This is a genomic window from Mycobacterium sp. E802 (assembly GCF_001666875.1).
GTDB lineage: Bacteria > Actinomycetota > Actinomycetes > Mycobacteriales > Mycobacteriaceae > Mycobacterium.
In genome coordinates, this window is the sequence record NZ_LZJD01000006.1 from 32,714 (window position 1) to 58,775 (window position 26,062).

At 67.4% G+C, this 26,062-nt stretch carries 28 protein-coding genes and 1 riboswitch; of the genes, 8 read left to right on the top strand and 20 right to left on the bottom strand.

Features of this window, described 5'->3' with window-relative positions; translation table 11 throughout:
* Nucleotides 1–5 precede the first annotated feature (5 nt).
* Nucleotides 6–689, top strand: coding sequence for a slipin family protein (locus A5699_RS00875; protein WP_067764033.1), 684 nt, complete (start codon nucleotides 6–8; stop codon nucleotides 687–689).
* A 7-nt stretch (nucleotides 690–696) separates the two neighbouring features.
* On the opposite strand, the gene A5699_RS00880 is transcribed toward A5699_RS00875, so the two are convergent.
* The 6 genes from A5699_RS00880 to thiO all read right to left on the bottom strand — a co-directional run bounded on the left by A5699_RS00880 (nucleotide 697) and on the right by thiO (nucleotide 5,143).
* Entirely contained in the window at nucleotides 697–1,455 is a 759-nt protein-coding gene (locus A5699_RS00880; RefSeq protein WP_067764036.1) for an ABC transporter permease subunit, read from the bottom strand.
* Entirely contained in the window at nucleotides 1,452–2,375 is a 924-nt protein-coding gene (locus A5699_RS00885; RefSeq protein WP_067764039.1) for an ABC transporter ATP-binding protein, read from the bottom strand. Before A5699_RS00885 ends, A5699_RS00880 begins: the two co-directional genes overlap by 4 nt.
* Nucleotides 2,372–3,121 (bottom strand): SGNH/GDSL hydrolase family protein, encoded by a 750-nt coding sequence (locus A5699_RS00890; RefSeq protein WP_067764042.1) that lies wholly within the window; start codon nucleotides 3,119–3,121, stop codon nucleotides 2,372–2,374. Before A5699_RS00890 ends, A5699_RS00885 begins: the two co-directional genes overlap by 4 nt.
* Before the next feature lie 24 nt (nucleotides 3,122–3,145).
* Complete coding sequence (locus A5699_RS00895; protein ID WP_082957510.1) at nucleotides 3,146–3,937, bottom strand: thiazole synthase; 792 nt, start codon at nucleotides 3,935–3,937, stop codon at nucleotides 3,146–3,148.
* A complete protein-coding gene (gene thiS, locus A5699_RS00900; RefSeq protein WP_082957511.1) occupies nucleotides 3,930–4,130 on the bottom strand; it encodes a sulfur carrier protein ThiS in 201 nt (66 codons plus the stop codon). The genes A5699_RS00895 and thiS overlap by 8 nt, the downstream gene beginning before the upstream one ends.
* Complete coding sequence (thiO, locus tag A5699_RS00905) at nucleotides 4,127–5,143, bottom strand: glycine oxidase ThiO (protein WP_067764048.1); 1,017 nt, start codon at nucleotides 5,141–5,143, stop codon at nucleotides 4,127–4,129. The genes thiS and thiO overlap by 4 nt, the downstream gene beginning before the upstream one ends.
* Nucleotides 5,133–5,247: riboswitch (TPP riboswitch) on the bottom strand. (Overlaps the previous gene by 11 nt.)
* 36 nt (nucleotides 5,248–5,283) lie before the next feature.
* On the opposite strand from thiO, the gene thiE reads away from it, so the two are divergent.
* Nucleotides 5,284–5,955: a thiamine phosphate synthase gene (gene thiE, locus A5699_RS00910; RefSeq protein WP_067764050.1), complete on the top strand. Its 672-nt coding sequence runs from the start codon at nucleotides 5,284–5,286 to the stop codon at nucleotides 5,953–5,955.
* Here thiE and A5699_RS00915 read toward each other — a convergent pair.
* A complete protein-coding gene (locus A5699_RS00915; RefSeq protein WP_067764054.1) occupies nucleotides 5,939–6,445 on the bottom strand; it encodes an NUDIX hydrolase in 507 nt (168 codons plus the stop codon). The genes thiE and A5699_RS00915 overlap by 17 nt on opposite strands.
* Before the next feature lie 133 nt (nucleotides 6,446–6,578).
* Here A5699_RS00915 and glnX point away from each other — a divergent pair, with 133 nt between their 5' ends.
* From glnX to A5699_RS00930, 3 genes are all read left to right on the top strand, one after another.
* Entirely contained in the window at nucleotides 6,579–7,898 is a 1,320-nt protein-coding gene (gene glnX, locus A5699_RS00920; protein ID WP_067764057.1) for a protein kinase G-activating protein GlnX, read from the top strand.
* 62 nt (nucleotides 7,899–7,960) lie between these two features.
* Entirely contained in the window at nucleotides 7,961–8,926 is a 966-nt protein-coding gene (locus tag A5699_RS00925; RefSeq protein ID WP_369806637.1) for a glutamate ABC transporter substrate-binding protein, read from the top strand.
* On the top strand, nucleotides 8,926–11,199 hold the full coding sequence (locus A5699_RS00930) for a serine/threonine-protein kinase PknG (protein ID WP_067764131.1): 2,274 nt from the start codon (nucleotides 8,926–8,928) through the stop codon (nucleotides 11,197–11,199). The genes A5699_RS00925 and A5699_RS00930 overlap by 1 nt, the downstream gene beginning before the upstream one ends.
* Here the strand turns inward: A5699_RS00930 and A5699_RS00935 are convergent, their stop codons facing one another.
* From A5699_RS00935 to A5699_RS00950, 4 genes are read right to left on the bottom strand one after another with little or no spacing between them, the layout of a single operon-like run.
* Nucleotides 11,200–12,330: an acetate kinase gene (locus A5699_RS00935; RefSeq protein WP_067764063.1), complete on the bottom strand. Its 1,131-nt coding sequence runs from the start codon at nucleotides 12,328–12,330 to the stop codon at nucleotides 11,200–11,202.
* A complete protein-coding gene (gene pta / locus A5699_RS00940; protein ID WP_067764070.1) occupies nucleotides 12,331–14,412 on the bottom strand; it encodes a phosphate acetyltransferase in 2,082 nt (693 codons plus the stop codon). It abuts the gene before it with no gap.
* Between the two features lie 51 nt (nucleotides 14,413–14,463).
* Nucleotides 14,464–15,738: an aspartate aminotransferase family protein gene (locus tag A5699_RS00945; RefSeq protein WP_067764133.1), complete on the bottom strand. Its 1,275-nt coding sequence runs from the start codon at nucleotides 15,736–15,738 to the stop codon at nucleotides 14,464–14,466.
* Between the two features lie 17 nt (nucleotides 15,739–15,755).
* Nucleotides 15,756–17,312, bottom strand: coding sequence for an APC family permease (locus tag A5699_RS00950; RefSeq protein WP_067764073.1), 1,557 nt, complete (start codon nucleotides 17,310–17,312; stop codon nucleotides 15,756–15,758).
* A 243-nt stretch (nucleotides 17,313–17,555) separates the two neighbouring features.
* On the opposite strand from A5699_RS00950, the gene A5699_RS00955 reads away from it, so the two are divergent.
* Nucleotides 17,556–18,317 carry a GntR family transcriptional regulator gene (locus A5699_RS00955; RefSeq protein ID WP_067764076.1) on the top strand — a complete coding sequence of 254 codons (762 nt, stop codon included), beginning with the start codon at nucleotides 17,556–17,558 and terminating at the stop codon, nucleotides 18,315–18,317.
* Between the two features lie 84 nt (nucleotides 18,318–18,401).
* Here A5699_RS00955 and fgd read toward each other — a convergent pair whose 3' ends face one another.
* Entirely contained in the window at nucleotides 18,402–19,412 is a 1,011-nt protein-coding gene (fgd, locus tag A5699_RS00960) for a glucose-6-phosphate dehydrogenase (coenzyme-F420) (protein WP_067764082.1), read from the bottom strand.
* A gap of 34 nt (nucleotides 19,413–19,446) precedes the next feature.
* Between fgd and A5699_RS00965 the strand changes: the two genes are divergently transcribed.
* Nucleotides 19,447–20,187, top strand: coding sequence for an MBL fold metallo-hydrolase (locus tag A5699_RS00965; protein ID WP_067764085.1), 741 nt, complete (start codon nucleotides 19,447–19,449; stop codon nucleotides 20,185–20,187).
* On the opposite strand, the gene A5699_RS00970 is transcribed toward A5699_RS00965, so the two are convergent.
* The 3 genes from A5699_RS00970 to A5699_RS00980 form a co-directional block, all read right to left on the bottom strand.
* Nucleotides 20,184–20,465: a hypothetical protein gene (locus A5699_RS00970; protein ID WP_197508157.1), complete on the bottom strand. Its 282-nt coding sequence runs from the start codon at nucleotides 20,463–20,465 to the stop codon at nucleotides 20,184–20,186. The genes A5699_RS00965 and A5699_RS00970 overlap by 4 nt on opposite strands.
* Before the next feature lie 65 nt (nucleotides 20,466–20,530).
* Nucleotides 20,531–21,631, bottom strand: a complete 1,101-nt coding sequence (locus A5699_RS00975) for an LLM class flavin-dependent oxidoreductase (RefSeq protein ID WP_067764086.1) — start codon at nucleotides 21,629–21,631, stop codon at nucleotides 20,531–20,533.
* Entirely contained in the window at nucleotides 21,628–22,122 is a 495-nt protein-coding gene (locus A5699_RS00980) for a GNAT family N-acetyltransferase (RefSeq protein WP_067764139.1), read from the bottom strand. Before A5699_RS00980 ends, A5699_RS00975 begins: the two co-directional genes overlap by 4 nt.
* 138 nt (nucleotides 22,123–22,260) lie before the next feature.
* Here A5699_RS00980 and A5699_RS00985 point away from each other — a divergent pair, with 138 nt between their 5' ends.
* Nucleotides 22,261–23,127: an SDR family oxidoreductase gene (locus A5699_RS00985; protein WP_067764087.1), complete on the top strand. Its 867-nt coding sequence runs from the start codon at nucleotides 22,261–22,263 to the stop codon at nucleotides 23,125–23,127.
* Between the two features lie 8 nt (nucleotides 23,128–23,135).
* On the opposite strand, the gene A5699_RS00990 is transcribed toward A5699_RS00985, so the two are convergent.
* Genes A5699_RS00990 through A5699_RS01010 form a run of 5 tightly spaced genes read right to left on the bottom strand, consistent with a single transcriptional unit; the run spans nucleotide 23,136 to nucleotide 26,060 of the window.
* Nucleotides 23,136–23,495, bottom strand: coding sequence for a Uma2 family endonuclease (locus A5699_RS00990; protein ID WP_067764088.1), 360 nt, complete (start codon nucleotides 23,493–23,495; stop codon nucleotides 23,136–23,138).
* A gap of 49 nt (nucleotides 23,496–23,544) precedes the next feature.
* Nucleotides 23,545–23,958 (bottom strand): hypothetical protein, encoded by a 414-nt coding sequence (locus tag A5699_RS00995; RefSeq protein WP_067764091.1) that lies wholly within the window; start codon nucleotides 23,956–23,958, stop codon nucleotides 23,545–23,547.
* 4 nt (nucleotides 23,959–23,962) lie between these two features.
* Nucleotides 23,963–25,189, bottom strand: a complete 1,227-nt coding sequence (locus A5699_RS01000) for an O-succinylhomoserine sulfhydrylase (protein ID WP_067764094.1) — start codon at nucleotides 25,187–25,189, stop codon at nucleotides 23,963–23,965.
* Nucleotides 25,186–25,599 carry a rhodanese-like domain-containing protein gene (locus tag A5699_RS01005; RefSeq protein ID WP_067764097.1) on the bottom strand — a complete coding sequence of 138 codons (414 nt, stop codon included), beginning with the start codon at nucleotides 25,597–25,599 and terminating at the stop codon, nucleotides 25,186–25,188. The genes A5699_RS01000 and A5699_RS01005 overlap by 4 nt, the downstream gene beginning before the upstream one ends.
* Nucleotides 25,596–26,060: a lumazine-binding protein gene (locus A5699_RS01010; RefSeq protein WP_067764100.1), complete on the bottom strand. Its 465-nt coding sequence runs from the start codon at nucleotides 26,058–26,060 to the stop codon at nucleotides 25,596–25,598. Before A5699_RS01010 ends, A5699_RS01005 begins: the two co-directional genes overlap by 4 nt.
* Between the last annotated feature and the right edge of the window lie 2 nt (nucleotides 26,061–26,062).

The window sequence follows — 26,062 nt, forward strand, 5'->3', positions numbered from 1 at the left end:
ACGACATGGGAATCTTCACGTTCAACCGAATCACTGTTTCTGCAGGCCAGTGCGCGCTGGAGTACGTCGACGGCACGCTCGGTCGGGTCCTGCCGCCGGGACGTCACCGCATTGATGTGGCGGCCTCGGTGGTGCGTGTCGAGATGCGTGAGCAGGTACTGACGCTGGCCCCGCAGGAGGTGCTGACCTCCGACGCCGTGTCGCTGCGGATCACCGTTGCGCTACAGACCAAGGTCACCGATGCGGTGGCCTACGTCGAGGCGGCGGCCGATCCGATGGCGGCGGTGTACCTCGCCGCACAGATTGCGCTGCGTGACATCGTCGCCGGCCTGACCGCCGATGAGGTGCTGCAGCGCGGCAACCGCATCGACGCCGGGGTGATCGCCGCGGCGGCCCGGGCCGCCGGCGCCCGCACCGGGATCGAGGTGATCGCGGTGTTCGTCAAGGACGTGATCGTCCCGGCCGAGATCCGGTCCGCGGCGATGCAGCTGGTGACGGCCAAGGCCACCGGTGCGGCGAAGTTGGAAGCCGCCCGCGCCGAGACCGCGGCCCTGCGCGCGCTGGCCAACGCCGGCAAGCTGCTGGACGCCCACCCGGCACTGGCGCAGCTGCGGCTGATCCAGCAGGTGCCGTACGGGTCGAAGGTGGTGCTGGCGATCGGTGGTGACGTGGCGTCTGACCCGGAGTGATCCCGGGTCAGGCGTCACGCCTGTTCAGTACCACCGCGGCGGCGACGAAGGCGATCACCACCCACACCAGGAAATACAGCAGCGAGCCCACCTCACCCCATGGGATGTCATAGGCCGGGAACAGCCACTCCACCTGAAGGAACCGGAACATGTTGGCGAACGGCAGCCACGGTCCGAATTCGGCGCCGTTTCCCGGCAGGTTGCCCAGCAGCGGTTCGGCCACCAGCGGCCACAGCAGCAGCACCGCCACCGCACCGGCCGCAAACCGCAGCAGTGCCCCGACCGCGACGCCGAGGACGGCGGCCAATGCGGCGTACAACGCAAACCCGCCGGCCACTCGCCAGGTCGCCGGGTTGGCCATCGACAGTTGGGTGCCGACCACCGGGTCGGCGACGAACCGGGCCACCAGCACGGCCGCCAGCACCATGATCACCGCACACACCGAGGAGAACGCCGCACACACCACGGCCTTGGCGGCCAGCACCTGCGTCCGGTTCGGGGTCGCCAACAGCGTGGTGCGGATCAGGCCGCTGCGGTACTCCCCCGTCATCGTCAACGACGACAGCACCATCAGCACCGGAACCCCGAACACCGCGACACCCAACGCGGCCCGGCCCGGGGACAGTGCCGTGTAGTGATCGGCGGTCATGCCCTGCATCGCGGCCAGACCGAGGCTGAGTACCGCCACCCCGATCACCGACCACAGGGGCGAGCGGGTGGTGGACAATTTGATGCGCTCGGCGTCGAGCGCGGCGAGCGCGCTCACTTCGGTGCCGCCTTCGGTGCCGCCCGGTAGTCGACGGCATCGTCGGTGAGTTTCAGATATGCCTCCTCCAACGAGGCCTGCCGCTGGCTCAACTCGTGCAGTGCGATCGCATTGCGGGCGGCCAGATCACCGATCACCTCGATGGCCGCGCCGTGGACCGCCAGCGCGTCACCGTCGGCGGCGGCGTCGACTTCGAACCCGGCGTCGGTCAGCACCTCACGCAGCGTCTCCAGCTGTGGGCTGCGTACCCGCACGGTGTCGGCCGAGGTGCCGCTGACGAACTCACGCACGGTCGTGGAGGCGATCAGCTTGCCCTGCCCGATCACCACCAGCCGATCGGCGGTGTTGGCCATCTCGGCCAGAAGGTGACTGGAGACGAACACCGTGCGACCCTCGGCGGCCAGACTGCGCATCAGCGTGCGGACCCAGTGGATGCCCTCGGGATCCAGCCCGTTGACCGGTTCGTCGAACAGCAGCACCGGCGGATCGCCCAACAGCGCCGCGGCGATCCCGAGCCGCTGGCTCATGCCCAGCGACAGCGTGCCGGCGTTGCGGTCGACCACCGACGTCAGACCGACCATCTCCAGCACCTCGTCGACACGGGCCGACGGAATCCGGTTGGCCGCGGCGATCCAGCGCAAGTGGTTGCGGGCCGAGCGGTTGGGATGGGCCTGCCGGGCATCGAGTAGGGCGCCGACCGAGCGCAGCGGATCGCGTAAATCCCGATAGTGCTTGCCGTCGATGGTCGCCGTCCCGGCGTTGGGATGGTCCAGGCCGAGGATCAGCCGCATGGTGGTGGTCTTGCCCGCACCGTTGGGCCCGAGAAACCCGGTGACCACGCCCGGTTCGACGGTGAAGGTCAGATCGTCGACGGCGCGGTGGGTGCCGTAGAGCTTTGTCAGCCCGGCCAGTTCGATCATGGCTCCCACGCCACCACCATATCGGCGACCGCCCGCATACCGGCAGCGTTGGGATGCAGCGGCGCCGGCCGGCCCGGCCAGGGCAAACCGGGCCGAGTGGTCCAGGGCTCGGCCGACCAGGCATGGTGCCCCGCACTGGCCGCCGCCGCGCGAACCCATCCGCACCCGGTCTGGGCGGCAGCCTCCCCGGTGAGTCGTTCGAGCGTGGCGGCGATATGACGGCCCAGCCTGGCGTCGGCCTCCGACAGCGGCTTCGCCCCGATGCCGGCCGGCGGCAAGATCGTCAGATAGTCGACGAACAACACCCGCGCCTCGGGAGCGCGCCGGCGAATCTCACGCCCCACACTCACCAGTGCGCCGGCCACCTCGCTCAACGCAGTCTCCCGCGCGTCGAGGTTCAGCAGGTTGCGCGCCCACGACCCGAAGACCGGCAACGACCGGGTGACCCGCGGCAGCCCGGCGGCCATCAACGACGGCACATAGCCGACGTCGTTGCCGCCGATGGTCACCGTGACCAACGCCTCGGAGCCGTCCAGCGCCTGCAGCTGCGGTGGGGCACCGTTCTGCCGCTCACTCAGTACGTGCGCGGTGGTGGCCCCCGAATACGTCACGTCGACGAGATTGAGCCCGAGTGCGTGGGCCACCAGATGGGGATAGTTGCGTGCCGAGCGTCCGGCCGGAAACGGTGCACCCGCGGCTCGAGGCATGATCCCGGGCCCGGCAGCCATCGAACTGCCCAGGGCCACATACCGTTTACCGTGCACGTCGAGTTACCGCGCCGGACTTGACGCCTGTGCCCAGAATCGCTTCGGGATACGGCCGGCCTGACGGGCCAGATACCCGGCGGTGACGGCCGCGGACATCGCGGCGGCCATGGTCGGTGGATCGGAGGCGCGGGTGACGGCGGTGGCCAACAGCACGGCGTCACAACCCAATTCCATGGCCAGCGCGGCGTCGCTGGCGGTGCCGATCCCGGCGTCGAGCACCACCGGCACCCCGGCCTGCGCCACGATCATCTCGATGTTGTGCGGATTGGAGATGCCCAGGCCGGTGCCGATCGGTGCACCCAGCGGCATCACCGCCGCACAGCCGGCATCCTCCAACCGCCGGGCCAACACCGGGTCGTCATTGGTGTAGGGCAGCACCGTGAACCCGTCGTCGACCAATTGCTCTGCGGCCTTGACCAATTCGATCGCATCGGGCAGCAGCGTGCGTTCGTCGGCGATCACCTCGAGCTTGACCAGGTCGGTGCCCAGCGCCTCCCGTGCCAGCTGCGCGGTGAGCACGGCCTCGGCCGCACCACGACATCCTGCGGTGTTGGGAAGTGCGGCGATACCGAGCCGGTTGAGCAGATCGAGTACCCCGGTACCGGTTTCGGCGTCGACGCGTCGCATCGCCACCGTCGTCAACTCGGTGCCCGAGGCCACCAGGGCCTCTTCCAGGACCGCCAGGTTCGGGGCACCACCGGTGCCCATGATCAGCCGGGAGCCGAACTCGCGGCCGCCGATGGTGAGAGTTGAGGCCGATGAGCCGCTTGCGCGAAGAGCAACAGCACTAGCCACCCTGCACCGCCGTGACCACCTCGACGCGGGCACCGTCACACAACGTGCGGTCCCATTCGGACCGGGGCAGCACCGCCCAGTCCAGTGCGACGGCGATGCCCTTGTCCGGGAAACCCCGGTCCTCCAGCAGTCCGCCGATGGTGGTCTGCTCGTCCACTTCGAGGGTCTCGTTGTTGACCGTGATGGTGATCATTGCACTCCCACACTCACCTTGAGCTCCGCCGCGATCCGCTCAGCGGTCCACGGCGCCAACAGAAATCCGTTCCGGCCATGTCCGACGGCCACCAGCGTGCGCTCGTCGACCCGTTCGACGATCGGCAGCCCATCGGGCGTCATGGGTCGCAGCCCGGCCGCGGTCTCGGCCAGTTCGTACTCGCCCAGCGCGGGCATCACCGCGCACGCGTCCTCCAGCAGATCACGCACGCCGCTGACCACCGGTGCGGTGTCGCGGCCGTGCTCGTACTGGGTGGCGCCCACGACGACACCGTCGGCGCGCGGCACCAGGTACACCGGGCGTCCGTGCACCCGGGCCCGAATCACGCGCTGCGGCACCGGCATACACCCCTTGCGCCAGCGCAGCCGCAGTACCTCACCTTTGACCGGACGAACCGGCAGGCCCGGCCACAAGGTCGGGGCGTCGATGCCGTTGGCGATCACGATCGCGTCCGCGTCCACGCCTGCCAGGTCCTCGACGGGACCGGCCCACCGCACGGCCAGCCGCTCGCAGTGCACGGCCAGCCCGTCGACCACGGCCCGGTTGTCCACGGCGAGTTCGGTGGTGGCCCGGAACCCGTGCCGGATACCTTGGGCCAGCAGGGGTTCCACGTCGCGTGCCGCGGTGGTCAACTCGACCGGCTGCCCCTGGGCGGACAACCACTCGGCGACCGTACGCAGATCAGCCACATCGGCCCGGTCCACGGCGACCACGAGCGACTCACGCGCCGTGACCACCTCGGGTGCCAGGCCTTCGAGGAAACCGGAGTGCCACAGCTTGAGTGACTCCAGCCCGATCTGCAGGATCTGCTCTTCGCCGGGCCAGCCTTCGCTGTGCGGGGCCAGCATGCCGCCGGCCACCCAGGAGGCACCGTGCTCACGCCTACAGTGCAGCCGCACGGTCCAGCCGTCCAGCGCCGCCCGGCGGGCGATGGACAGCCCGATCACCCCGCCGCCGATGACGGCAAGTGTTCGCGCTCCTCCGAGTGCCATATCCGCTCCCTTCGCCGGCATGACCCGGATCAGGTGTGACGGTCAGGGCCGGTTCGTCTGCCCACTCTCAGCCCCACGTCCCAGGGACTCCCGTATTGCCAGTCCAGGGTACTCGGAGACCGACCAGCTACCGTCGCGGTGTGGAATCACCCGTCGACCGTTTGCAGCGCGCCACCCTGTACCTGTGCACCGATGCTCGCCGAGAGCGTGGTGACCTGGCCGAATTCGCCGACGCCGCGCTAGCCGGCGGGGTGGACCTGATCCAGCTGCGCGACAAGGGCTCGGCCGGAAAGAAGACGTTCGGCCCACTGGAGGCCCGCCAGGAGCTCGAAGCGCTTGAGGTCCTGGCCGACGCGGCCCGGCGCCACGGCGCGTTGCTGGCGGTCAACGACCGCGCCGACATCGCGCGGGCGGCCGGGGCCGACGTGCTGCACCTCGGTCAGGACGATCTGCCGTTGGACGCCGCGCGCGGCATCGTCGGGGACCGTCCGGTGATCGGGCGTTCCACCCACGACGCCGCGCAGGCCCGCGCCGCCGTCGACGAGGCCGTCGACTACTTCTGCGTCGGCCCGTGCTGGCCCACCCCGACCAAACCGGGCCGGACCGCACCCGGGCTCGACCTGGTCCGCTCGACCGCGGCGCTGAACCCGGCCAAGCCCTGGTTCGCCATCGGCGGGATCGACGCGCAGCGGCTGCCCGAGGTGCTGGCCGCCGGCGCGCGACGGATCGTGGTGGTCCGGGCGATCACCGCGGCCGAGGATCCACAGGCGGCCGCCCGAGAACTCAAGAGGACACTCAGCGCGGCCGATTGAGTTCCAGCGGCAGCGAGGCCGTCACCACCCGCAGCTGCTGCCAGCTCGCGGCGAACCCGGGATGCAACGGCAGGTCGGCCACCTCGTCCTCGGCCACCCAGCGCAACTCCGAGCTCTCGCGGTTCGGGATGGTCTCCAGCGGTTCGGGCACATCGGCGATCACGGTGGTGTAGGACCAGTGCGTGCCACCGATGCCGGCCACCTCGGCGGTCACCACCGTGGTGCGCACGGTGAGCTGCTCGGCCGTCACCCCGGCTTCCTCGTGGGCTTCGCGGACCGCGGCCTGCTCGGCCGTCTCGTGGCTGTCGCGGGCTCCGCCGGGCAACGCCCACGTCCCGCCCTGATGACTCCACGGCGCGCGGTGCTGCAAGAGCACGGCCGCCGATCCGCCCGGCCACGGGGCCCGCAACAACAGGCCGGCCGCCCCGTGACGCCCCCAGTATCGGGCGCCGTTGTCGGAGAACACCCAGCCGTCACCGTCGCCACGCACCCGTACAGAATAAGGAACCCGGCCGATTTCGCCTGCCCTCGATTTCTCCGCGAGCCTTAGCGGCCGCTCTTAGAAACTTTTTATAGTGTTGAGGCAGCCGTAAGCACCGAAACTAAATGAGGTCCCTGCGCAGGTGACTGTGGAGTTGGCACATCCCTCGACCGAACCGCTCGCGTCCCGGTCGCCGACCACTCCTGCCCACCCACGCTGGTGGTTTCTGTGGACCACCCCCGGACGCATCCTGACCATCGGTCTGGTCCTGTCGGCGCTCGTGATCGCCAGCGCGTTCGCCACGTCCACGACGATCAATGATCGTCAGCAGGCGTTGACGACGGTCCTCGACCACACCGAACCGCTGGCCTTCGCCGCCGGGCAGCTCTACACCACGTTGTCGGTGGCCGACGCCGCCGCGGCCACCGCGTTCATCGCCGGGGCCGAGCCCCGCGATGTGCGGCAGCGCTACGAGCAGGCCATCACCGATGCGTCGGTGGCGGTGACACGGGCGTCCAGCGGGCTGACCGACGAAACTCTGGTGCAGTTGCTCGGCCGGATCAACGCGCGGCTGGCGGTCTACACCGGGTTGGTGGAAACCGCGCGCACCAACAACCGGGCCGGCAACCCCGTCGGTTCCTCTTATCTGTCGGAAGCCTCGGCGATGATGCAGTCGCAGATCCTGCCCGATGCGCAACGGCTCTACGAGGAGACCTCGGCCCGGGTGGATGCCGAGACGACGGCCTCGACCCGGATCCCGGCCCCGGTGATGCTGGTGGTCCTGGCCACCTTGATGTTCGGGGCGTTCGCCAACCGGTGGCTGGCCCGACGCACCCGGCGACGGGTGAACATCGGTTTCGTCGCCGGCGGCATGGCCGTGCTGATCATGCTGATCTGGGTGACCACCGCCTTGGTGATCTCGACGTCGGACAGCCGCAGCGCCAAGGACACGGCCGCCGAATCACTCAAGACGGTGACCAACCTGGCCATCACCGCCCAGCAGGCCCGGGCCGACGAGACGCTGGCCCTGATCCGGCGCGGCGACGAGAACCTGCGCAAGCAGTCCTACTACCAACGCATCGAGGCCATGCAGCAGCAGCTTGCGCAGTACCTGGCCCGCGAGTCCGACATCGACAAGAGCGATCTGAACGGCGCCGAAGAATTGCTCACCAAATGGCGCGCGGCCGATGACCGGATCAACGCCTACATCGCAGTGGGCAACTATCAGGCCGCGACGCAGGTGGCGCTGGGGACCGGAGAGGACGACTCCACGACCGCATTCGACAAACTCGACGGCGCGTTGTCCAAGGGCATCGAGCAGAGCCGCAGCCAGTTGCGCAACGACATCGCCAATGCCCGCCGCGTGCTGTCCGGCGCGACGGTGGGCGCCGCGCTGCTCAGTGTGGCGGCGGCGTTGGCGGTGGCGTTGGGGTTGTGGCCTCGGCTAAGTGAGTACCGCTGATGAGCGCTTGCGCGAAGAAGAGAACAGCACTGATGAGCGCTTGCGCGAAGAAGAAACAGCAGATGACAGTGCGCAAGTTGGTGGCGATCCTGGCCACGGTGGTGGCGGTGGCCGGCTGCGGCCAGAGCGCGCCGCCGTTGACGGTGCCGACGATGACGCTGGCGCCGCCCAGCCCGGCCGGTATGCAGGAGCTGGCCCCGCAGCCGGTGCGGGTGCCGTCACCGGAGACCGACGAGTGCAACCGCACCGCCAGTCTGCGGCCGTTCAGCAACAAGGCCGACGCCGAGGCGGCCGTGGCCGACATCCGCAAGCGGGGACGCCTGGTGGTCGGGCTGGACATCGGCAGCAACCTGTTCTCCTTCCGCGACCCGATCACCGGGCAGATCAACGGATTCGACGTGGACATCGCCGGGGAGGTGGCCCGCGACATCTTCGGCACCCCGTCACAGGTCGAGTACCGGATCCTGTCCTCGGCCGACCGCATCACGGCGCTGCAGAACCATCAGGTCGACATCGTGGTGAAGACCATGACGATCACCTGTGAACGCCGCAAGCAGGTGAACTTCTCCACGGTGTATCTGATGGCGCATCAACGCATCCTGGCCGCGCGGGATTCCAACATCTCGCAGGCTTCGGACCTGTCGGGCAAACGGGTGTGCGTGGTGGACGGCACCACCTCACTCAAACGGATCCAGCAGATCAGCCCGGCGCCGATCATCGTGTCGGTGGTGACGTGGGCCGACTGCCTGGTGGCGTTGCAGCAGCGTCAGGCCGATGCGGTCAGCACCGACGATTCGATCCTGGCCGGGCTGGTGGCCCAGGATCCCTACCTGCACATCGTCGGTCCGAGCCTCGCCGAGGAGCCCTACGGCATCGGGTTGAGCCTGGACAACGACGGACTGGTCCGCGTCGTCAACGCCACGCTCGAACGCATCCGGCGCGACGGCACCTGGAACACGTTGTACCGCAAGTGGTTGACCGTGCTCGGGCCGGCACCTTCACCCCCGGTGGCGAGGTACGTGGACTGATGGAACAGTACGACGACACCACCGGCCCCGACCCCGATACGGATGCGGGGCCGGGGACGCAGCCGGCCAGCCTCGAAGAACTCGACATGGATTCGTTGTCGACCATGCGGCCGATGGCGACCCAGGCGGTGTTCCGGCCGGAGTTCGATGACTCCGACGACTCCCCGTTCGGTGGAGACGACACCGAGCCGCAGAACCACGCCACGATCGCGACCCGCGCCCTCTCACCGATCCGGCGGCTGGGTGGCGGGCTGGTCGAGATCCCACGCGTGCCCGAACGGGATCCGTTGACCGCGTTGATGACCAACCCGGTGGTGGCCGAACAGAAGCGGTTCTGCTGGAACTGCGGCAGGCCGGTGGGCCGGTCGTCGCCGAACGGGCACGCCCAATCCGAGGGCTGGTGCCCGCACTGCGGTAGCGCGTATTCGTTTCTGCCGCAGCTGTCCCCGGGTGAGATAGTCGCCGACCAATACGAGATCAAGGGTTGCATCGCCCACGGTGGGCTGGGCTGGGTGTATCTGGCCTTCGACCACAACGTGAACGAACGGCCGGTCGTGCTCAAGGGTCTGGTGCATTCCGGCGACGCCGAGGCGCAGGCGATCGCCATGGCCGAGCGGCAGTTCCTCGCCGAGGTGACGCATCCCGGGATCGTGAAGATCTACAACTTCGTCGAACACGATGACAAGCACGGCAATCCGGTCGGCTACATCGTGATGGAATACGTCGGCGGAACCTCGCTCAAACAGGCCAAGGGAACCAAACTGCCGGTGGCCGAGGCCATCGGCTACATGCTGGAGATCCTGCCCGCCCTCGGTTACCTGCACTCGATCGGCTTGGCCTACAACGACCTCAAGCCCGAGAACATCATGATCACCGAGGAACAGCTCAAGCTGATCGACCTGGGCGCGGTGTCACGGCTCAACTCCTACGGATACCTGTACGGCACACCGGGATTCCAGGCCCCCGAGATCGTGCGGACCGGCCCGACGGTGGCCACCGACATCTACACGGTGGGCCGCACGCTGGCCGCGTTGACCGTGAAGCTGCGGACCCGCCGCGGCCGCTACGTCGATGGGCTGCCGTCGGAGGATCCGGTACTCGACACCTACGATTCGTTCGGACGGCTGCTGCGCCGCGCGATCGATCCCGATCCGCGTCGCCGGTTCAGCAGCGCCGAGGAGATGTCGTCTCAGCTGCTCGGTGTGCTGCGTGAGGTGGTGGCCGCCGACACCGGAATTCCGCGGCCCGGTCTGTCGACGGTGTTCAGCCCGTCCCGTTCGACGTTCGGCATCGATCTGCTCGTGGCGCACACCGACGTCTACGTCGACGGGCAAGTGCATTCGGAGAAACTGACGGCGCAGGAGATCGTCCGGGCGTTGCCGGTTCCGCTGGTCGACCGCACCGATGTCGGAGCCCCGTTGCTGGTGGCCAGCGTGCTGAGCCAACCGGTCCACACCCTGGACCAGTTGCGTGCGGCGCGGCACGGCGCAATCGACGCCGAAGGCGTGGACGTATCCGAATCCGTGGAGCTGCCGCTGATGGAGGCACGAGCCCTGCTGGATCTGGGCGACGTGGCCAAGGCCACCCGCAAGCTCGACGACCTGGCGGTCCGGGCCGGCTGGAGCTGGCGGCTGGTGTGGTTCCGCGCCGTGGCCGAGATGCTGTCCGCCGATTACGACTCGGCGACAAAGCATTTCACCGAGGTGCTCGATACCCTGCCGGGCGAGCTGGCCCCGAAGCTGGCGTTGGCGGCGACGGCCGAACTGGCCGGTACCGCCGACGAGCTGAAGTTCTACAACACCGTGTGGGCCACCGACAACGGCGTGATCTCCGCCGGGTTCGGCCTGGCGCGGGCCGAGTCGGTGGCCGGCGAGCGGGACAACGCGGTCCAGACCCTCGACCAGGTTCCGCCCACCTCACGGCATTTCACCACCGCCCGGTTGACCAGCGCGGTGACCCTGCTGTCCGGGCGCTCCAGCGGTGAGATCACCGAGCAGAACATCCGCGATGCCGCCCGCCGGGTGGAGGCGCTGCCCGATTCCGAACCCCGGGTGCTGCAGATCAGGGCATTGGTGCTGGGCACCGCGATGGACTGGCTGGCCGACAACTCGGCCAGCAGCAATCACATCCTCGGATTCCCGTTCACCGAGCACGGCCTCAAACTCGGTGTGGAGGCGTCACTTCGGGCACTGGCCCGCGTCGCGCCCACGCAGTCACACCGCTATGCCCTCATCGACCTGGCCAACAGCGTGCGGCCGATGAGCACGTTCTGATCAGATCGCGTCGGCACAGGCACGCGCGATCGCCAACTCCTCCTTGGTCGGCACCACCAGCACCGTCACCGCAGAGCCGGGTGCGGAAATACGCCTGGCCTCGCGTGACGGTGCGGTGTTGAGCGTCTCGTCGATCTCGATGCCCAACCCGGTCAACCCGGCCAGGGCATCGCGGCGCACCACGGCGTCGTTCTCCCCCACCCCGGCGGTAAAGCTGATCACGTCGGTGCGCCCCAGCACCGCGAGGTACCCGCCGACATATTTGCGCAGCCGGTGGATGTAGACGTCGTAGGCCAATTGCGCGTTCTCGTCGCCCGATTCGATCAGGGCGCGCAATTTGCGGAAGTCGTTTTCCCCGCCGAGACCACGCACACCCGAACGACGGTTGAGCAGCGTATCGACCTCCTCGACGCTCATATCGGCCGTGCGGCACAGATAGATCAGGATGCCGGGGTCGATGTCACCGCTGCGGGTGCCCATCACCAGGCCCTCCATCGGCGTCAGCCCCATCGAGGTGTCCACGGGCCGGCCCCCGGCGATCGCCGAGGCCGACGCACCGTTCCCGAGGTGCAGCACAATCTGATTCAGCGACTCGTAAGGCCGGTCCAGAAAGACGGCGGCCTGCTGGCTGACGTACTCGTGCGACGTCCCGTGGAAGCCGTAGCGTCGGATGCCCCAGCGCTCGGCCACCTCACGATCGATGGCATAGGCGGCCGACGCCGCGGGCAGGTTGTGGAAGAAGGCCGTGTCGAACACTGCAATATGCGGCACATCGGGCAGCAGCTTGCGGGCCACCTCGATTCCGAGGATGGCGGGCGGATTGTGCAGCGGTGCAAGCGGAGACAGCTCTTCGACCTTGGCCATCAGGGCGTCGTCGATCAACGTCGGCCGATAGAACGTGGTGCCACCGTGAACCACCCGGTGCCCCACCGCCGTCAGCCCGAGGGTGTCGAGGTGCAGGCCTTGATCGGCCAGCGCCTGATGCGCCGCCTGCAGCGCGGCATCGTGATCGGGCATCTGCGCCGATCCGATCTGCTCGATGATGCCATCGGCCAGGAACTCGCCCGAGTCCGGTTTCACCACGGCGTATTTCAGGGACGAGGACCCGGAGTTGATCACCAGGACGGTCATTTACTGCCCCTGCCCCTGCGCCTGAATCGCGGTGATCGCCACCGTGTTGACGATGTCCTCCACCAGCGCTCCCCGGGACAGGTCGTTGACCGGCTTGTTCAGGCCCTGCAGCACCGGGCCGATCGCGATGGCCCCCGCGCTACGTTGCACGGCCTTGTAGGTGTTGTTGCCGGTGTTGAGGTCGGGGAAGATCAGCACGGTGGCCTGCCCGGCCACGGCGGAATCGGGCATCTTGGTCTTGGCCACCGACGGTTCCACCGCGGCGTCGTACTGGATCGGGCCTTCCACCAGCAGGTCGGGTTCGCGTTGCCGCACCAATTCGGTTGCCGCCCTGACCTTGTCGACATCGGCGCCGGTACCCGAGGTTCCGGTCGAGTACGAGAGCATGGCCACCCGCGGATCGATGCCGAACTGCGCGGCGGTGCGGGCCGAGGAGATCGCGATGTCGGCGAGTTGCTCAGCGGTCGGGTCGGGCACGATCGCGCAATCACCGTAGGCCAGTACCCGGTCGGCCAGGCACATCAGGAAGATGCTGGACACCGTGGAGATACCTGGTGCGGTGCGAATGATCTCGAAGGCCGGTCGCACGGTGTGTGCGGTGGTGTGCGCGGCGCCCGAGACCATGCCGTCCACCATCTCGTTGTGCACCAGCATGGTGCCGAAATACGAGACGTCGTGGATGATCTCGCGCGCCTGCTCGACTGTCACGCCCTTCTTGCGGCGCAGCTCGGCATACTGCTCGGCGAACTGATCGCACAATTCGCTGGTGCGCGGGTCCAGGACCGTGGCCGCCTCGATGTCCACACCGAGTTCGGCTGCCCGGGACCGGATCTGGCCTTCCTCACCGAGGATCGTCAGCTCGGCCACCTCGTGCTGCAGCAGCCGGCCCGCGGCCTTGAGGATGCGGTCGTCGGTCCCTTCGGGCAGCACGATGCGCCGACGGTCCGAGCGGGCCTGGTCGAGCAGCTGATAAGTGAACATCTGCGGCGTGGTGACCGCCGGGATCGGGATACTCAGCTGGGCGATCAGATCGTTGACGTCGACGTGTTTGTCCATCAACGCCAGTGCGGTGTCGATCTTTCGCTGTGATTTCGCGGTCACCCGGCCGCGCGCCCCCGCGACGCGGCTGGCGGTCTCGAAGGTGCCGTACTTGGTGGCCACGATGGGCAGCCGTTGCCCGAGCCCGTCGACCAGCGCGGCGATCGCCGGGTGCAGCTCGAGCCCACCGTTGAGGATGATGCAGGACAGTGACGGAAAGCCTTCGGCGGCATGTGCACTCACGACAGCCAAAACCACGTCGGACCGGTCACCGGGGGTGATCACCGCAACGCCCTCGGTCAGCCGCTCCAGGCAATGCTCGGCCGTCATACCGGCGACCATCACGCCCAGCGCCTCCCGCGACACCAGCTCGGGATCCCCGGCGACCAGGGTGCCGTCGACCGCCACCTGCAGCTCGGCCACGGACGGAGCCACCAGCAACGGCTCCTCGGGCAGCACGTAGGCGGGTGGGCCGAGCGGTGTGAGCGCCTCGGCCACCGCGGTCAGCTGCGCCGGATCGCATCGGTTGGCGACCACCGCCGCGGCGTGGGCGTGCTGATGGTTCAGCTCGGCCAGACACACCTCGACCACGTGCACGACCTCGTCGGGCGTGCGGTCGGCGGCCTTGACCGCCAGCACGACGGGCGCCCCGAGGTTCACCGCGATGCGCGCGTTCATGCTCAGCTCGCTCGGCGTGGCGATGTCGGTGTAATCGCTGCCGACGATCAGCACGGCGTCGCACTGCTCGGCCACCCGGTGGAACCGGTCGACGATCTCGGCGATCGCGGCGTCTGGGTCCTCGTGTACCTGCTGGTAGCTGACCCCGACGCAGTCGTCGTAACTCAGGCCGGCCGTGGCGCCGGCCAGCAACAGTTCGAGGATGTAGTCCCGGTCCTCACCGAGCCGGGTGATGGGTCGGAATACGCCCACCCTGGGCACGGTCGCGGCAAGCCGATGAAGAATCCCGAGCGCAATGGTCGACTTACCGGTGTCCCCCTCGGGCGACGCAATATAGATCGCGGTGGCGACGTCTGCCTCTGGCACTGATACAGCTTCCCTCATCAGGGTTTGGACAGCCAGATGCTCTGCTTTTGCTCAGCGCAGGTCCCGCAGCGCATCGGCGAATTCGGTGCAGAACCAGTCCACATCCGACAGAGAGAATACCAGGGGTGGTCTGACCTTCAGCACACTGCCCTGCGCCCCGCAAACCGAGATGAGCACGTTGCGGTCCCGCATCGCGTTGACCAGATCGTGCGCCGCGGCCCGGTCCGGGACTGCGCTGTCGCGGTCGGTCACCATCTCGACGCCCACGTAGAGTCCGGCGCCGCGAACTTCTCCGACGCGCGGATGGTCGGCCGCCAGGCCGGTGAGCTCCTCACGCAACGCGGCGCCGACCCGGGCCGCATTGGCCATCAAGTCCTCGTCCTCGATGACGTCGAGCACCGTCGCCGCGACGGCCATCGACACCGGGTTGCCGCCGAAGGTGTTGAAGTAGGGCACCTCGCGGGCGAACGCCTCGAGCACCTCGCCGCGGGCCGCCATCGCCGCCACCGGCAACCCGTTGGCCATGGGCTTGCCCATGGTGACCAGATCGGGCACCACGCCGTGGCGCGCGAATCCCCACATGCTCTCCCCGGCGCGGCCGAAACCGGGTTGCACCTCGTCGGCGATGAACACCCCGCCGGCGGCGCGCACCGCCGCCACCGCCGGAGCCAGCGCCGAGGGATCGGGATAGATGCCGTCGGAAGCGAAGATCGTGTCCACGATCAGGCAGCTGACCCCGTAACCCGAGTCCTGCAGATCCGCGATCGCGGCGGTGACGTCGAGCGGCCGGGCGGGCACCGCCCGCACGTGCGGACCGATCGACGTGGCGCCGCCGATCGACGGTGAAATCGCCGTCACCGCTTCGGTATTGCCGTGGTAGGCCTCGCTGGTGACGATGACGCCACGCGCCCCGGTGTACATCTGGGCCACCCGCAGCGCCAGATCGTTGGCCTCGGATCCGGTGCACGCGTACATCACCTGGTCGAGGCCCAGGGTGTCCAGCAACCGCTGTGAATAGTCGAGGATGCCCTCGTGCAGATACCGGGTGTGGGTGTTGAGCGTCTCGGCCTGACGCGTCATCGCGGACACCACGCGCGGGTGGCAGTGCCCGACGCTGACGACGTTGTTGTACGCGTCGAGATAACGCACGCCGTCCGCGTCGAACAGGTGGCTACCGCTGCCGCGGACCAGATGTACCGGCCGTTCGTAGAACAGCCGGTACGCCGGCCCGAGTAGGCGGGTGCGGGCCTCGATCAGCTTGGCGGTCTGCGGATCGGCCGACCGACCGGTGTAGCTGTTGGAGTCCATGATGTTCGAGAAACTCATGCCCTGCACCCCCCTGCTCAGCGCTCGTGCGCCTCCTCCAACACTGTGCGGCCCAGATCGGAATAGCGTTGCGGATCCCGGAATTTCAGGAAGACCGCCCAGAGCACACCACCGATCCCGGCGATGCCAACAACATACGGGATCGACGAGAAGATCCAGTCCGATGCGGCGGAACCGGCAGCAAACGACGCGTTCTGTGCGAGCAGGTAGATGACGTAGAGCATGCCGAGCCCGCCCAGTGCCGGGGCCAGCAGCGTGGTGAACCAGTTCGCCGTCTCCGGGTGACGCTTCTGCACGTGGAAGTACGAGACCACCGAGAACGCCGCCAAGGCCTGCACGATCATGATGGCCGTGGTGCCCAGCAACGCCATCAGGCCGTACAACCCGGTGTAGGGGTCACGTCCGGTGAGGTCGAAGAACAACACCACGACGGTGGCAAAGCCGGTCTGCACGAACCCGGCGATGTGCGGTGACCCGTGCACCGGATGGGTGGCCCCGACGGTCCTGCGCATGCCCGGGATGACGTTCTCCCGGCCGATCGCATAGAGATAGCGCGCCGCGCAATTGTGAAAGGCCATGCCGCAGGCGAACGACCCCGTCATCAACAGGATCTTGAACAGATCGACCGCCCACTGGCCGAGATGCTGGTGCACCGGGTTGAAGAAGATGTCACCGGCGGTGGCCGAATCCTGCGCCAACGCAACGGCATTCTGCGGACCGGTACCGACGATGGCCAGCCAGGACACCAGGACGTAGAACGCGCCGATCCCGACGACCGAGCAGATCACCGCGATCGGGATGATCTTCTTGGGGTTGCGCGACTCCTCGCCATACATGGCGCTGGACTCGAACCCCACCCACGACCAGAACGCGAAGAACAGGCCGACCCCGGCCGATCCGGCCACGGCGATCATGTTGCCGTCGACGCCGGCCACCTCACCGGACAGGCTCTGAAAGCCGTTGAGCGGGTTCAGCGATCCCAACGACCAGCCCTGTGGGCCACCGCCGGTGAACACCACCGACAGCGCCATCATGGCCAGCATGACGATCTCGGTGATCAGGAACACCGCGAGAACCTTGGCGGCCAGGTTGATGTCGAAGTAGGTCAGCACCGCGTTCACCGCCAGCATCACCACGGCGAAGATGATCCATGGCACGTCGATGCCGAAGAATGATTTGAACAGGTCGTTGCCGAAGAACGAGAAGATGCCGATCAGCGACGCCTCGAACACCATGTACGCCAACGCCGTCAAGAATCCGGCACCGAGGCCGACGACCCGCCCCAACCCGTGGGAGATGTATCCGTAGAAGGCCCCGGTGGCCGTGATGTGCTTACTCATCGCCGCATAGCCGATCGCGAACAGGGTCAGCACGATGGTGGCGACGAAATATCCGGCCGGGGCATAGACACCGTTGCCGAAGCCGACGGCGATCGGCACATTGCCGACCATGGCCGTGATGGGGGCGGCCGTCGCGACCGCCATGAACATCACGCCGACGAGTCCCACGGCGTTGGGTTTGAGGCGTTGGATGGTGGCGTTCGACGGCGCCGGTGGATCGATGATCTCGCTCATTTTTGGTCCTATCTGAGGAGGACGTCTGGACCACGATTTGGTCTGGTTTCTGGGCGTCGCCGACGGCGCTGTGGCGCGACGCTGCACATTGTTATCCCGTCAGATCGACCGGTCAACTCGGAAGCTGTTGCGGGTCAAGGCATTTGTTACCGCAATGTTTCGAACCTGGGAGTTGTGCAACGGCCAGGTGAATCGGCGCGTTTTGGTCTGCCCGGTGCAGCCGTTTTGGTCCACACTCGGAGCATGTCCATGACACCGGGCGGCCCAGTCGCCGAGGACGTGCGTCGGCGCATCCTGTCCATGCTGGCGGTGGGCACCCTGCATCCCGGATCGCGGCTCGGCACCGAGCGGGAGATGGCCGAGAGTTTCGGGGTGTCGCGCTCGACCCTGCGCAGCGCGCTGCTGCCGTTGAGTCAGGCCGGTGTGCTGGAACGGCGCACCGGCCGCGGGGGTGGCACGTTCGTGCGCGCGGACATCGTCGAACGAAATGCCGCGGAGTTGGTCGGTCTACCGGCACGGCTGCACCGCGGCGGCCACACCAGCACCAGTCGGGTGCTGGCCACCGACCGCCGTCCGGCCACCGCCGTAGAGGCCCAGTCGCTCGAAATCGCCGAAGGCACCGAAATTTTCACGATCCGCCGGTTGCGTTTCGCCGACGGGGTGCCACTGTCGGTCGACATGTCCTGCTTCGTCACCGCAGACATGGAGGATCTGCTGGAGCAGCCGCTCGGCGGTTCGCTCTACGAGTTGGTGCGGGTGCGGTACGGCCTGACCCCTGCGGTCACCACCGAGACCATCGAAGTGGTCAGCGCCAGTGCCCGCGAAGCGCAGTGGCTGGACATCGCCCAGCGGAAGCCGCTGTTGGCCATCACCCGCGTCACGCGTGACGATGCCGACCGGCCATTCGAATACGCCTACGACCTGTTCCGCGCCGACCGGGTCCGGCTCACCGCAACGAGCCACGGCGCGGCGGGCGCCGTGCAACGCTCGGTGCACACCGCCTGACGTCGCCGAAAGTGAAGAAGATGGCGAGGTTTTCGAAAAATCTCGCCATCTTCTTCACAATGGGTCAGCTCTATGGGGCCAAAATCAACCCAACTTGCGCAGCCGGGGTTCCAGGTCCTTCTTGAACAAGTCGAGGAACCGACGCTGATCATGACCGGGGGCGTGGAACACCAGGTGGTTCAGCCCCCACTTGACGTATTGGCCGACCTTCTCGACGGCCTCGTCGGGATCCGATGCCACGATCCAGCGCTTGGCGACCTGCTCGATCGGCAGCTCGTCGGCCGCCTTCTCCATCTCGATCGGATCGTGGATGCTGGTCTTCTGCTCGGCCGTCAACGACAGCGGCGCCCAGAACCGGGTGTTCTCCAACGCCAGCTCGGGATCGGTGTCATAGGAGATCTTGATCTCGATCATCCGGTCGATGTCCTCGGCGTTGCGCCCGGCCGCCTCCGCACCCTCTTTCACCGCGGGGATGAGCTTGTCCTTGTACAGCTCCTCGCCCTTGCCCGAGGTGCAGATGAACCCGTCACCGGCCCGCCCGGCGTACTTGGCCACCACCGGACCACCCGCGGCGATGTACACCGGGATGCCACCTTCGGGCACGTCGTAAATCGAGGCACCCTTGGTGTGGTAGTACTCGCCCTCGAAGTCGACGCGGTCGCCCAGCCACAGCTCGCGCATCAGCTTGACCGACTCGCGCAACCGGGCGAAGCGCTCCTTGAACTCTGGCCACTCGCCGGCGTAACCCGTGGCGATCTCGTTGAGCGATTCCCCGGTGCCCACCCCCAGGAAGATCCGGTCGGGGTACAGACATCCCATGGTGGCGAAGGCCTGCGCGATCACCGCCGGGTTGTACCGGAACGTCGGCGTCAGCACCGAGGTACCCAGCACCAGCCGCTGCGTGCGCTCACCCACCGCCGTCATCCACGCCAGCGAGAACGGCGCATGCCCACCCTCATGCCGCCACGGCTGGAAATGGTCACTGACCGTCGCACTGTCCATGCCTGCCGCCTCGGCGGCAACCGCCAACTCGACCAGTTCCCGGGGCGCGAACTGCTCCGCCGATGCCTTATAACCAAGTTTGAGTTCAGCCACGGTTCTGTTCTACTCCTATGCCTAAACTCGCGGCATGGCAGCAGCCCTGACCGCGATCACCGATCACGTGCACTTCGCGCACACCGACCTGGTCAATTGGACGCTGGTGACCGACGGAAACCGAGTCATGCTGATCGACGCCGGATTCCCCGGCCAGCGCGAGGACGTGCTGGGCTCGGTGCGCCAACTCGGGTTCACGGTCGACGACATCGCTGCCGTGCTGCTCACCCACGCCCACGTCGACCACTTCGGCACCGCCATCTGGCTGGCGAAAACCCATGGCACACCGGTCTTTTGCCATGACAGCGAAGTCGGTCACGCCAGACGTGAGTATCTGGAGCAGGCCGCGCCCGCCGATGTGGTGCGCAACATCTGGCAGCCCCGCTGGCTCAAATGGGCGGCCACCATCACCGCCAAGGGCGGGTTGAACCACGACGGCATCCCCACCGCCCAAGCCCTCAGCCCGGAGATCGCCGCCGGGCTGCCCAGAGCACCACAGGCGGTGCCCACACCGGGCCACACCGGCGGGCACTGCTCATTCGTCGTCGACGGCGTCCTGGTCAGCGGCGACGCCCTGGTGACCGGACATCCGCTGCTGCGACGCACCGGCCCGACGCTGCTCCCGGCGCTGTTCAACCACGACGAGGACGGCTGCCTGTCCAGCCTGACGACGCTGGCCAACGTCGAGGCCGACGTCATGCTGCCGGGCCACGGGCCGGTGTGGCGCGGTCCGATCGCCGACGCCGCTGCTGCGGCGGCCGCCCGGCACGCCTAGTGCTGCAGAATCCGGTAACCGAGCAGGAAAAAGCCGGTCAGGCACAGTCCGCAGGCCAGCACGATCGTCGGCATCAGGACCATCTGGTCGAGTTCGTCGGGATCGAACACCTCGTCGTCGTACACCGCTCCGAACAGCACCCGGGCAAACTTCGTCCGGCGAAACGCGTGCATCCGCCGGCGTGACTGAGCCGATTCCGTCCGACGGCCGATGAAGATCCGCAACGCCACGCCGACCGCAGACACCACCGCAGCCGCTGCCAGTAACAGCGATCCCACCACTACCTGCGGACTCGGCAAATACACCCCTAGCGGATACGACAGTTCCGGGGTCAGCCTAGCGGCTACAGGCCCCACCACTGGGCCAGCAACCGATGCGAGTGCAACCGGTCGGAGTGTCGATGGGTCACCGAGGTGATGACGAGTTCGTCGGCCCCGCTGAGCCGTTGCAACGCCTCCAGACGGGTGACCACCTGATCTGGGTCACCGACGAATTGTGTTGCGGTACGGTCCCGGACCACCTCCAGCTGCTCGGCGGTCAACGGTTGTACGTCGGCCGGATCGGGGTAGGGCGCCGCCCCGCCGCCGGCCCGGATCGAATACACCCAGTGGCCATAACTGGAGGCCAGATGGCGCGCGGTGGCTTCGTCATCGGCCACCACCACGTCCGCCGACACCACCACGTACGGCTCTGACAAATACTCCGACGGGGTAAAACCGTTGCGGTACACCTCAATTGCTTCCAGCGCGGTCGCCGGGGTGATGTGGTAGCTGGCCACGAACGGCAGCCCGCGCGCTGCGGCGACGCGGGCACTCTGCCCCTTGCTGCTGCCGAACACCCACGGCGTCAAACCAGCGCCGGCGCCGGGAACGACCGTGCCGAGCTCGTAGCGGCCGGCAAGCATCGCCAGGATGTCGTCCACCTGGTCGGCGAAATCCGGTGTGAGCGCTTCAGGCTGCTGCAACACCGCCATCCGGGCGCGCAGCCGTGGATCCCGCATCAGCGCGGAGACGTCGTACGGTGCGGGGATCACCACACCGTCGATCTCGTGCCACTCCCGCGGCGGTCTCGGCGCACGCGGTTTGTCCCGCACCGCCTCGGCACGCTTCTGCCCGGAACGGCCCACCCCGAGATCGATGCGGTCGGGGTAGAACGAAGCCAGGGTGCCGAAACTCTCGGCCACCGCGATCGCGGTGGTGTGACCGAGTTGCACGGCCGCGGTGCCGACCCTGATCCGTTCGGTGGCCGCGGCGATCTGCCCCACCAGAACCGCCGGCGACGAACTGGCCACCGATACAAAGTGATGCTCGGCAACCCAATACCGTTGGTAGCCCCACTGTTCGGCGTGCCGGGCCAGATCGACGGTGTTGCGCAACGCGGTCGCGGCGTCGCTGCCCGCGCTGATCGGGGCCAGGTCGAGAATCGAGAGCGGGACCGGCGTCATGTCAGGCCCTTCTCGAACGCGATCGGCAACACCGCACCCTCCCCCTCGGCCGGCAGCGGCGCGGTGAGCCGGGTGTAGCCGGCCGCTTCATAGAGCGCCTCGGCCTCGGGTTGCAGGTGACCCGTCGTCAGATAGACCCGCCGATATCCCCGCTCGGCGATCTCGCGTTCCAGGTGGTTGAGCAGGGTCGTGGCGTATCCACGTTGCCGGTGCTCGCTGCTGGTCCAGATGCGTTTGAGTTCGGCAGTCTCGGCGTCGAACCGGGTGAAGGCACCACCGGTGACCGGCACGCCGTCGAGCAGGCCGATATACAGCCCACCATCGGGTGCCGAGAACTGCTCCGGCGCGGTGGTCAGCCAGACCATGGTGCGTTCGGCGGTCCCGCCATAGCGTCCCGAATACTCCACCGCCAGCTCGTCGAGCAGCGGTGCGGCCAAGGGGTCAGCCAGGCCGACCGCAACGAAACTCAGCCGATTCACGGAGGTGGACATCACCACCGTTTCTATACCCACGATGGGTTCAACGCCGATCGGGACGCAGTGTTCCACCCACGATCAGCGTGATCGAAAGCCTGTCGGCGCCGTGGCGCCCCTTCCGCACCAAACTTGACACGTGTAAAGTCCGCCGCCATGGACAACATCAGGGGTAAGACGATCGCGATCACCGGCGCGGCGCGCGGTATCGGCTACGCCACCGCAAAAGCGCTGCTCGCTCACGGTGCCCGCGTCGTCATCGGCGACCGTGACGTCGCGCTTCAGGAGTCTGCCGTCGTCGATCTCAGCAAGCTGGGCCAGGTGTCGGGCTACCCGCTCGACGTCACCGACCGGGAATCGTTTGCCACCTTTCTGGACAAGGCCCGCACCGACGGCGGCGGCCACATCGATGTCCTGATCAACAACGCCGGCGTGATGCCCGTCGGACCGTTCCTGGAGGAAACCGAGCAGTCGATCCGGTCCTCCCTGGAGGTCAACGTGTACGGCGTGCTGACCGGCTGTCAGCTGGCGCTGCCCGACATGGTCAAACGCCGCAGCGGCCACGTCATCAACATTGCCTCACTGTCGGGTCTCATCCCGTTGCCGGGCCAGGTGGTCTACGTCGGCGCCAAGTACGCCGTCGTCGGGCTGTCCACCGCGCTGGCCGACGAGATGGCCCCGCACGGCGTCAACGTCTCGGTGATCATGCCGCCGTTCACCAACACCGATCTGATCTCGGGCACCAAGGCCACCGGCGCGATGAAGCCGGTCGAGCCCGAGGACATCGCCGCGGCCATCGTCAAGACACTGAACAAGCCCAAGACCCATGTGTCCGTGCCGCCGCCGTTGCGGTTCACCGCGCAGGCCGCCCAGATGCTGCCACCCAAGGGCCGCCGCAAGCTGAACAAGCTCCTCGGCCTGGACCGGGTGTTCCTGGAGTTCGACAAGGCCAAGCGCAAGGCCTACGAGGACCGTGCCCGGTCCGCGCAGGGCGTGATCGACTCGGACGGCGGGTCGGCGTAGACCTGCGATCAGGAAAAGCGGCCCAACAGGTCGAGCGGCACGATCCGCACCGGGAACGGCAACTTTGCCTCATACCCCTCACTGCCGCTGACCGCGGCAGCCTGGACATAGGCGCCGTCGCGGAGTTCAAACACCGTCAACGTGACCTGCTGCGGGTCGATCACCCAGTAGCTCTGAACGCCCAACCGCTCATACGCGGCCTTCTTGGTGTTGAGGTCGTTGAGCGCGGTGCTCGGCGACAACACCTCAACGACCAGTACGGGCGGTTTGGGCAGGTCCTTGTCGGTGAAATCCTCGAAGCGCCCGACGAGCACGTCGGGCTGCAACTCGATGTATTCGCCATGGTGAACTGCATAGGGCGCGCCCATCACTTCGAACTCAGGCAGGCACGCCAGTTCGAGGACGCCATAGAGAAGGTCAGCCGAATTCAGGCAACGGCTGACCGGCGCGGTAGCCCTCGATCACGTCGAGGGCACCGTCGCGCAGTTCCTCATGGGTGAACTCGTAGCGCTCCACACTGCCGACGAACACCACCCGCACGATCTCGCCGTCCTCGGCCGCATCCAGCCACAGCGAGGTCACCGGCAGGCCGTCGTCCACGGGCGCGCCGGACGGCTCGTAGAACCACACGGCGTAGTCGTCGTTGGATTGTTCCTCGTCAAATATCCAGCCCCGCGCGGTGACTCGCTCGTCGAACTCGGCCAGATCGGCGACGACGGCGTCGGGGATGTCGGCCAGTTGATCGACCATCTCCTGCGGCACGATCCGCGTCTCACGTGCGGCCTGCCGCTTCTTCCGGCGAGCCTTCTTGGCATCGGAGCTCTTGGACACGGGCCTAGCTCAATGCCTGGTCCAGATCGGCGATCAGATCCTCGGTGCCTTCCAGGCCGATCGAGATGCGCACGACGCCATCGCCCAGTCCGATCGCGGCACGGCCCTCCGGACCCATGGCCCGGTGCGTCGTCGTCGCCGGGTGCGTGATCAGCGTCTTGGCATCACCGAGGTTGTTGGAGATGTCGACGACGTTGAGCTTGTCGAGCACCTCGAAGGCGCGGGCCTTGCCGTCCTTCGCGTCGAGTTCGAAGGTGATGACCGTGCCGCCACCCCGCATCTGACGCTGGGCCAGCTCATACTGCGGATGCGACTTCAGGAAGGGGTATTTCACCCAGCTCACCGAGGGATGGTCCTCCAGGAACTCGGCGATCTGCTGCGCCGAGCGGTTGGCGTAATCCACCCGGACGGCAAGCGTCTCAAGGCCTTTCAGCAACGTCCAGGCATTGAACGCACCGATCGCCGGGCCGGTGTGGCGCATGAGCTTCTGCACCGGTCCGTCGATGTACTCCTTGTCACCCAGGATCGCCCCGCCGAGCACCCGGCCTTGCCCGTCGATGTGTTTGGTGCCCGAATACACGACCACGTCGGCCCCCATCGGCATGCCCTGCTGCAACAGCGGCGTGGCAAAGACGTTGTCCAGCACCACCTTTGCGCCGGCAGCGTGAGCCAGCTCGGACACCGCGGCGATGTCGACCAGCGATTGCATCGGGTTGGACGGCGTCTCGAAGAACACCGCGGTCGTCGGGACCGACAGCGCCTCTTCCCACTGCGCGAGGTCGTCACCGTCGACGAACACCGTCTCCACACCCCAACGGGGCAGGATCTCGCTACACACCACGAAGCACGACCCGAACAGGCTGCGCGCGGCCACCAGGCGGTCACCGGCCCCCAGCAGCGCACCCAACGCGGTGAACACCGCGGCCATGCCGGTGGCCGTCGCGAAGCACGCGGGGGCACCCTCGATGAGGCGCAACCGCTCTTCGAACATCGCGATCGTGGGGTTGCCGTAGCGCGAGTAGACGAACCGGTCGATCTCCCCGGTGAACGCCTTCTCCGCCGCACCCGCCGACTCGTAGACGTAACCCGAGGTCAGAAACAGGCCCTCGGCGGTCTCCTCGAACTCCGAGCGCAGCAGGCCGCCGCGCACGCCGATGGTGGCCTGGCTGACGCCTTCGGGCAGGGCAGCCGGGATCCGGACGGACGGGACCTCGTTGTCCGGAGCGCTCATGACTGTTTCCAAGGCAGACCGACCGCTTTCCAACCGGTCCCACCACGGTGGCGGTTCTCGTCGAGATTGCCCTCGAATCCGTCGAGGATGTTGTACGACGGCGCAATACCGGCCGCGGTGGCCGCCTCGGCGGCACCGATCGAGCGGTTGCCAGAGCGACACAGGAAGACCACCGGCCGCTCACCCGGCGTCACGCCTGACGCCTGGAGATCGTCGACGAAGGCGTCGTTGTGGCTGCCGTCGGTCCGGTTCCATTCCACGTATACGACGTCACGCTCCAGGGTGGACAGATCCGGCACGCCGACGAAGCGCCATTCGGCGTCGGTGCGACAGTCCACCAGCACGGCCTCGGAGTTCTCACTCAGAAGTTTCCAGGCCTCCTCAGGCGTGATGTCCCCTGCATAGCTCACGGGCGTGAGTCTCCCATACCCGAGCAGACGCGCCATTGGCCGTCCTCACGCACGAACGCCGTCTCGGTGTTGACCTTGGTGTCCGGCGCCTTGTCGAAGTGGTACACCACCGTTGCGGTGGCCCGGTCCCCGTCGACGTGCACCCCGGTCACGTCGTCGACGTACCTGGCGCCCTGCTTGGCTACCGAATCACGCTGCCGGGCAAGGAAATCCGCCTCGGTGCCGCGCTGGGCGACGCAGGTGTAATCGGAGAATTCGCCGAAGTTCTCCCGCTGCAGCGCATCGTTCTGACCGACCGCCGCGAGGCTCACCTTCTGCTCCTCGCTGCGCCCGTCGGTGCCGAAGGTGTTGAGCAGCACGACCACGATCACCGCGAACACAATGACGGCGAGCGCGCCGAGGAACGGCGCCATCGTGGGCCGATCCACTGGTTCGTCAGCCGGTTGTCCGTTTTCGGCCATGG

Excerpts from the sequence above, each read along its gene's own strand:
- A5699_RS00875 (WP_067764033.1), top strand. The coding sequence starts at position 6 with ATGGGAATCTTCACGTTCAACCGAATCACTGTTTCTGCAGGCCAGTGC.
- A5699_RS00885 (WP_067764039.1), bottom strand. The coding sequence starts at position 2,375 with ATGATCGAACTGGCCGGGCTGACAAAGCTCTACGGCACCCACCGCGCC.
- thiS (WP_082957511.1), bottom strand. The coding sequence starts at position 4,130 with ATGATCACCATCACGGTCAACAACGAGACCCTCGAAGTGGACGAGCAG.
- thiO (WP_067764048.1), bottom strand. The coding sequence starts at position 5,143 with ATGGCACTCGGAGGAGCGCGAACACTTGCCGTCATCGGCGGCGGGGTG.
- A5699_RS00925 (WP_369806637.1), top strand. The coding sequence starts at position 7,961 with ATGACAGTGCGCAAGTTGGTGGCGATCCTGGCCACGGTGGTGGCGGTG.
- A5699_RS00930 (WP_067764131.1), top strand. The coding sequence starts at position 8,926 with ATGGAACAGTACGACGACACCACCGGCCCCGACCCCGATACGGATGCG.
- A5699_RS00935 (WP_067764063.1), bottom strand. The coding sequence starts at position 12,330 with ATGACCGTCCTGGTGATCAACTCCGGGTCCTCGTCCCTGAAATACGCC.
- A5699_RS00945 (WP_067764133.1), bottom strand. The coding sequence starts at position 15,738 with ATGAGTTTCTCGAACATCATGGACTCCAACAGCTACACCGGTCGGTCG.
- A5699_RS00950 (WP_067764073.1), bottom strand. The coding sequence starts at position 17,312 with ATGAGCGAGATCATCGATCCACCGGCGCCGTCGAACGCCACCATCCAA.
- A5699_RS00955 (WP_067764076.1), top strand. The coding sequence starts at position 17,556 with ATGTCCATGACACCGGGCGGCCCAGTCGCCGAGGACGTGCGTCGGCGC.
- A5699_RS00965 (WP_067764085.1), top strand. The coding sequence starts at position 19,447 with ATGGCAGCAGCCCTGACCGCGATCACCGATCACGTGCACTTCGCGCAC.
- A5699_RS00975 (WP_067764086.1), bottom strand. The coding sequence starts at position 21,631 with ATGACGCCGGTCCCGCTCTCGATTCTCGACCTGGCCCCGATCAGCGCG.
- A5699_RS00980 (WP_067764139.1), bottom strand. The coding sequence starts at position 22,122 with ATGTCCACCTCCGTGAATCGGCTGAGTTTCGTTGCGGTCGGCCTGGCT.
- A5699_RS00985 (WP_067764087.1), top strand. The coding sequence starts at position 22,261 with ATGGACAACATCAGGGGTAAGACGATCGCGATCACCGGCGCGGCGCGC.
- A5699_RS00990 (WP_067764088.1), bottom strand. The coding sequence starts at position 23,495 with ATGGGCGCGCCCTATGCAGTTCACCATGGCGAATACATCGAGTTGCAG.
- A5699_RS01000 (WP_067764094.1), bottom strand. The coding sequence starts at position 25,189 with ATGAGCGCTCCGGACAACGAGGTCCCGTCCGTCCGGATCCCGGCTGCC.
- A5699_RS01010 (WP_067764100.1), bottom strand. The coding sequence starts at position 26,060 with ATGGCCGAAAACGGACAACCGGCTGACGAACCAGTGGATCGGCCCACG.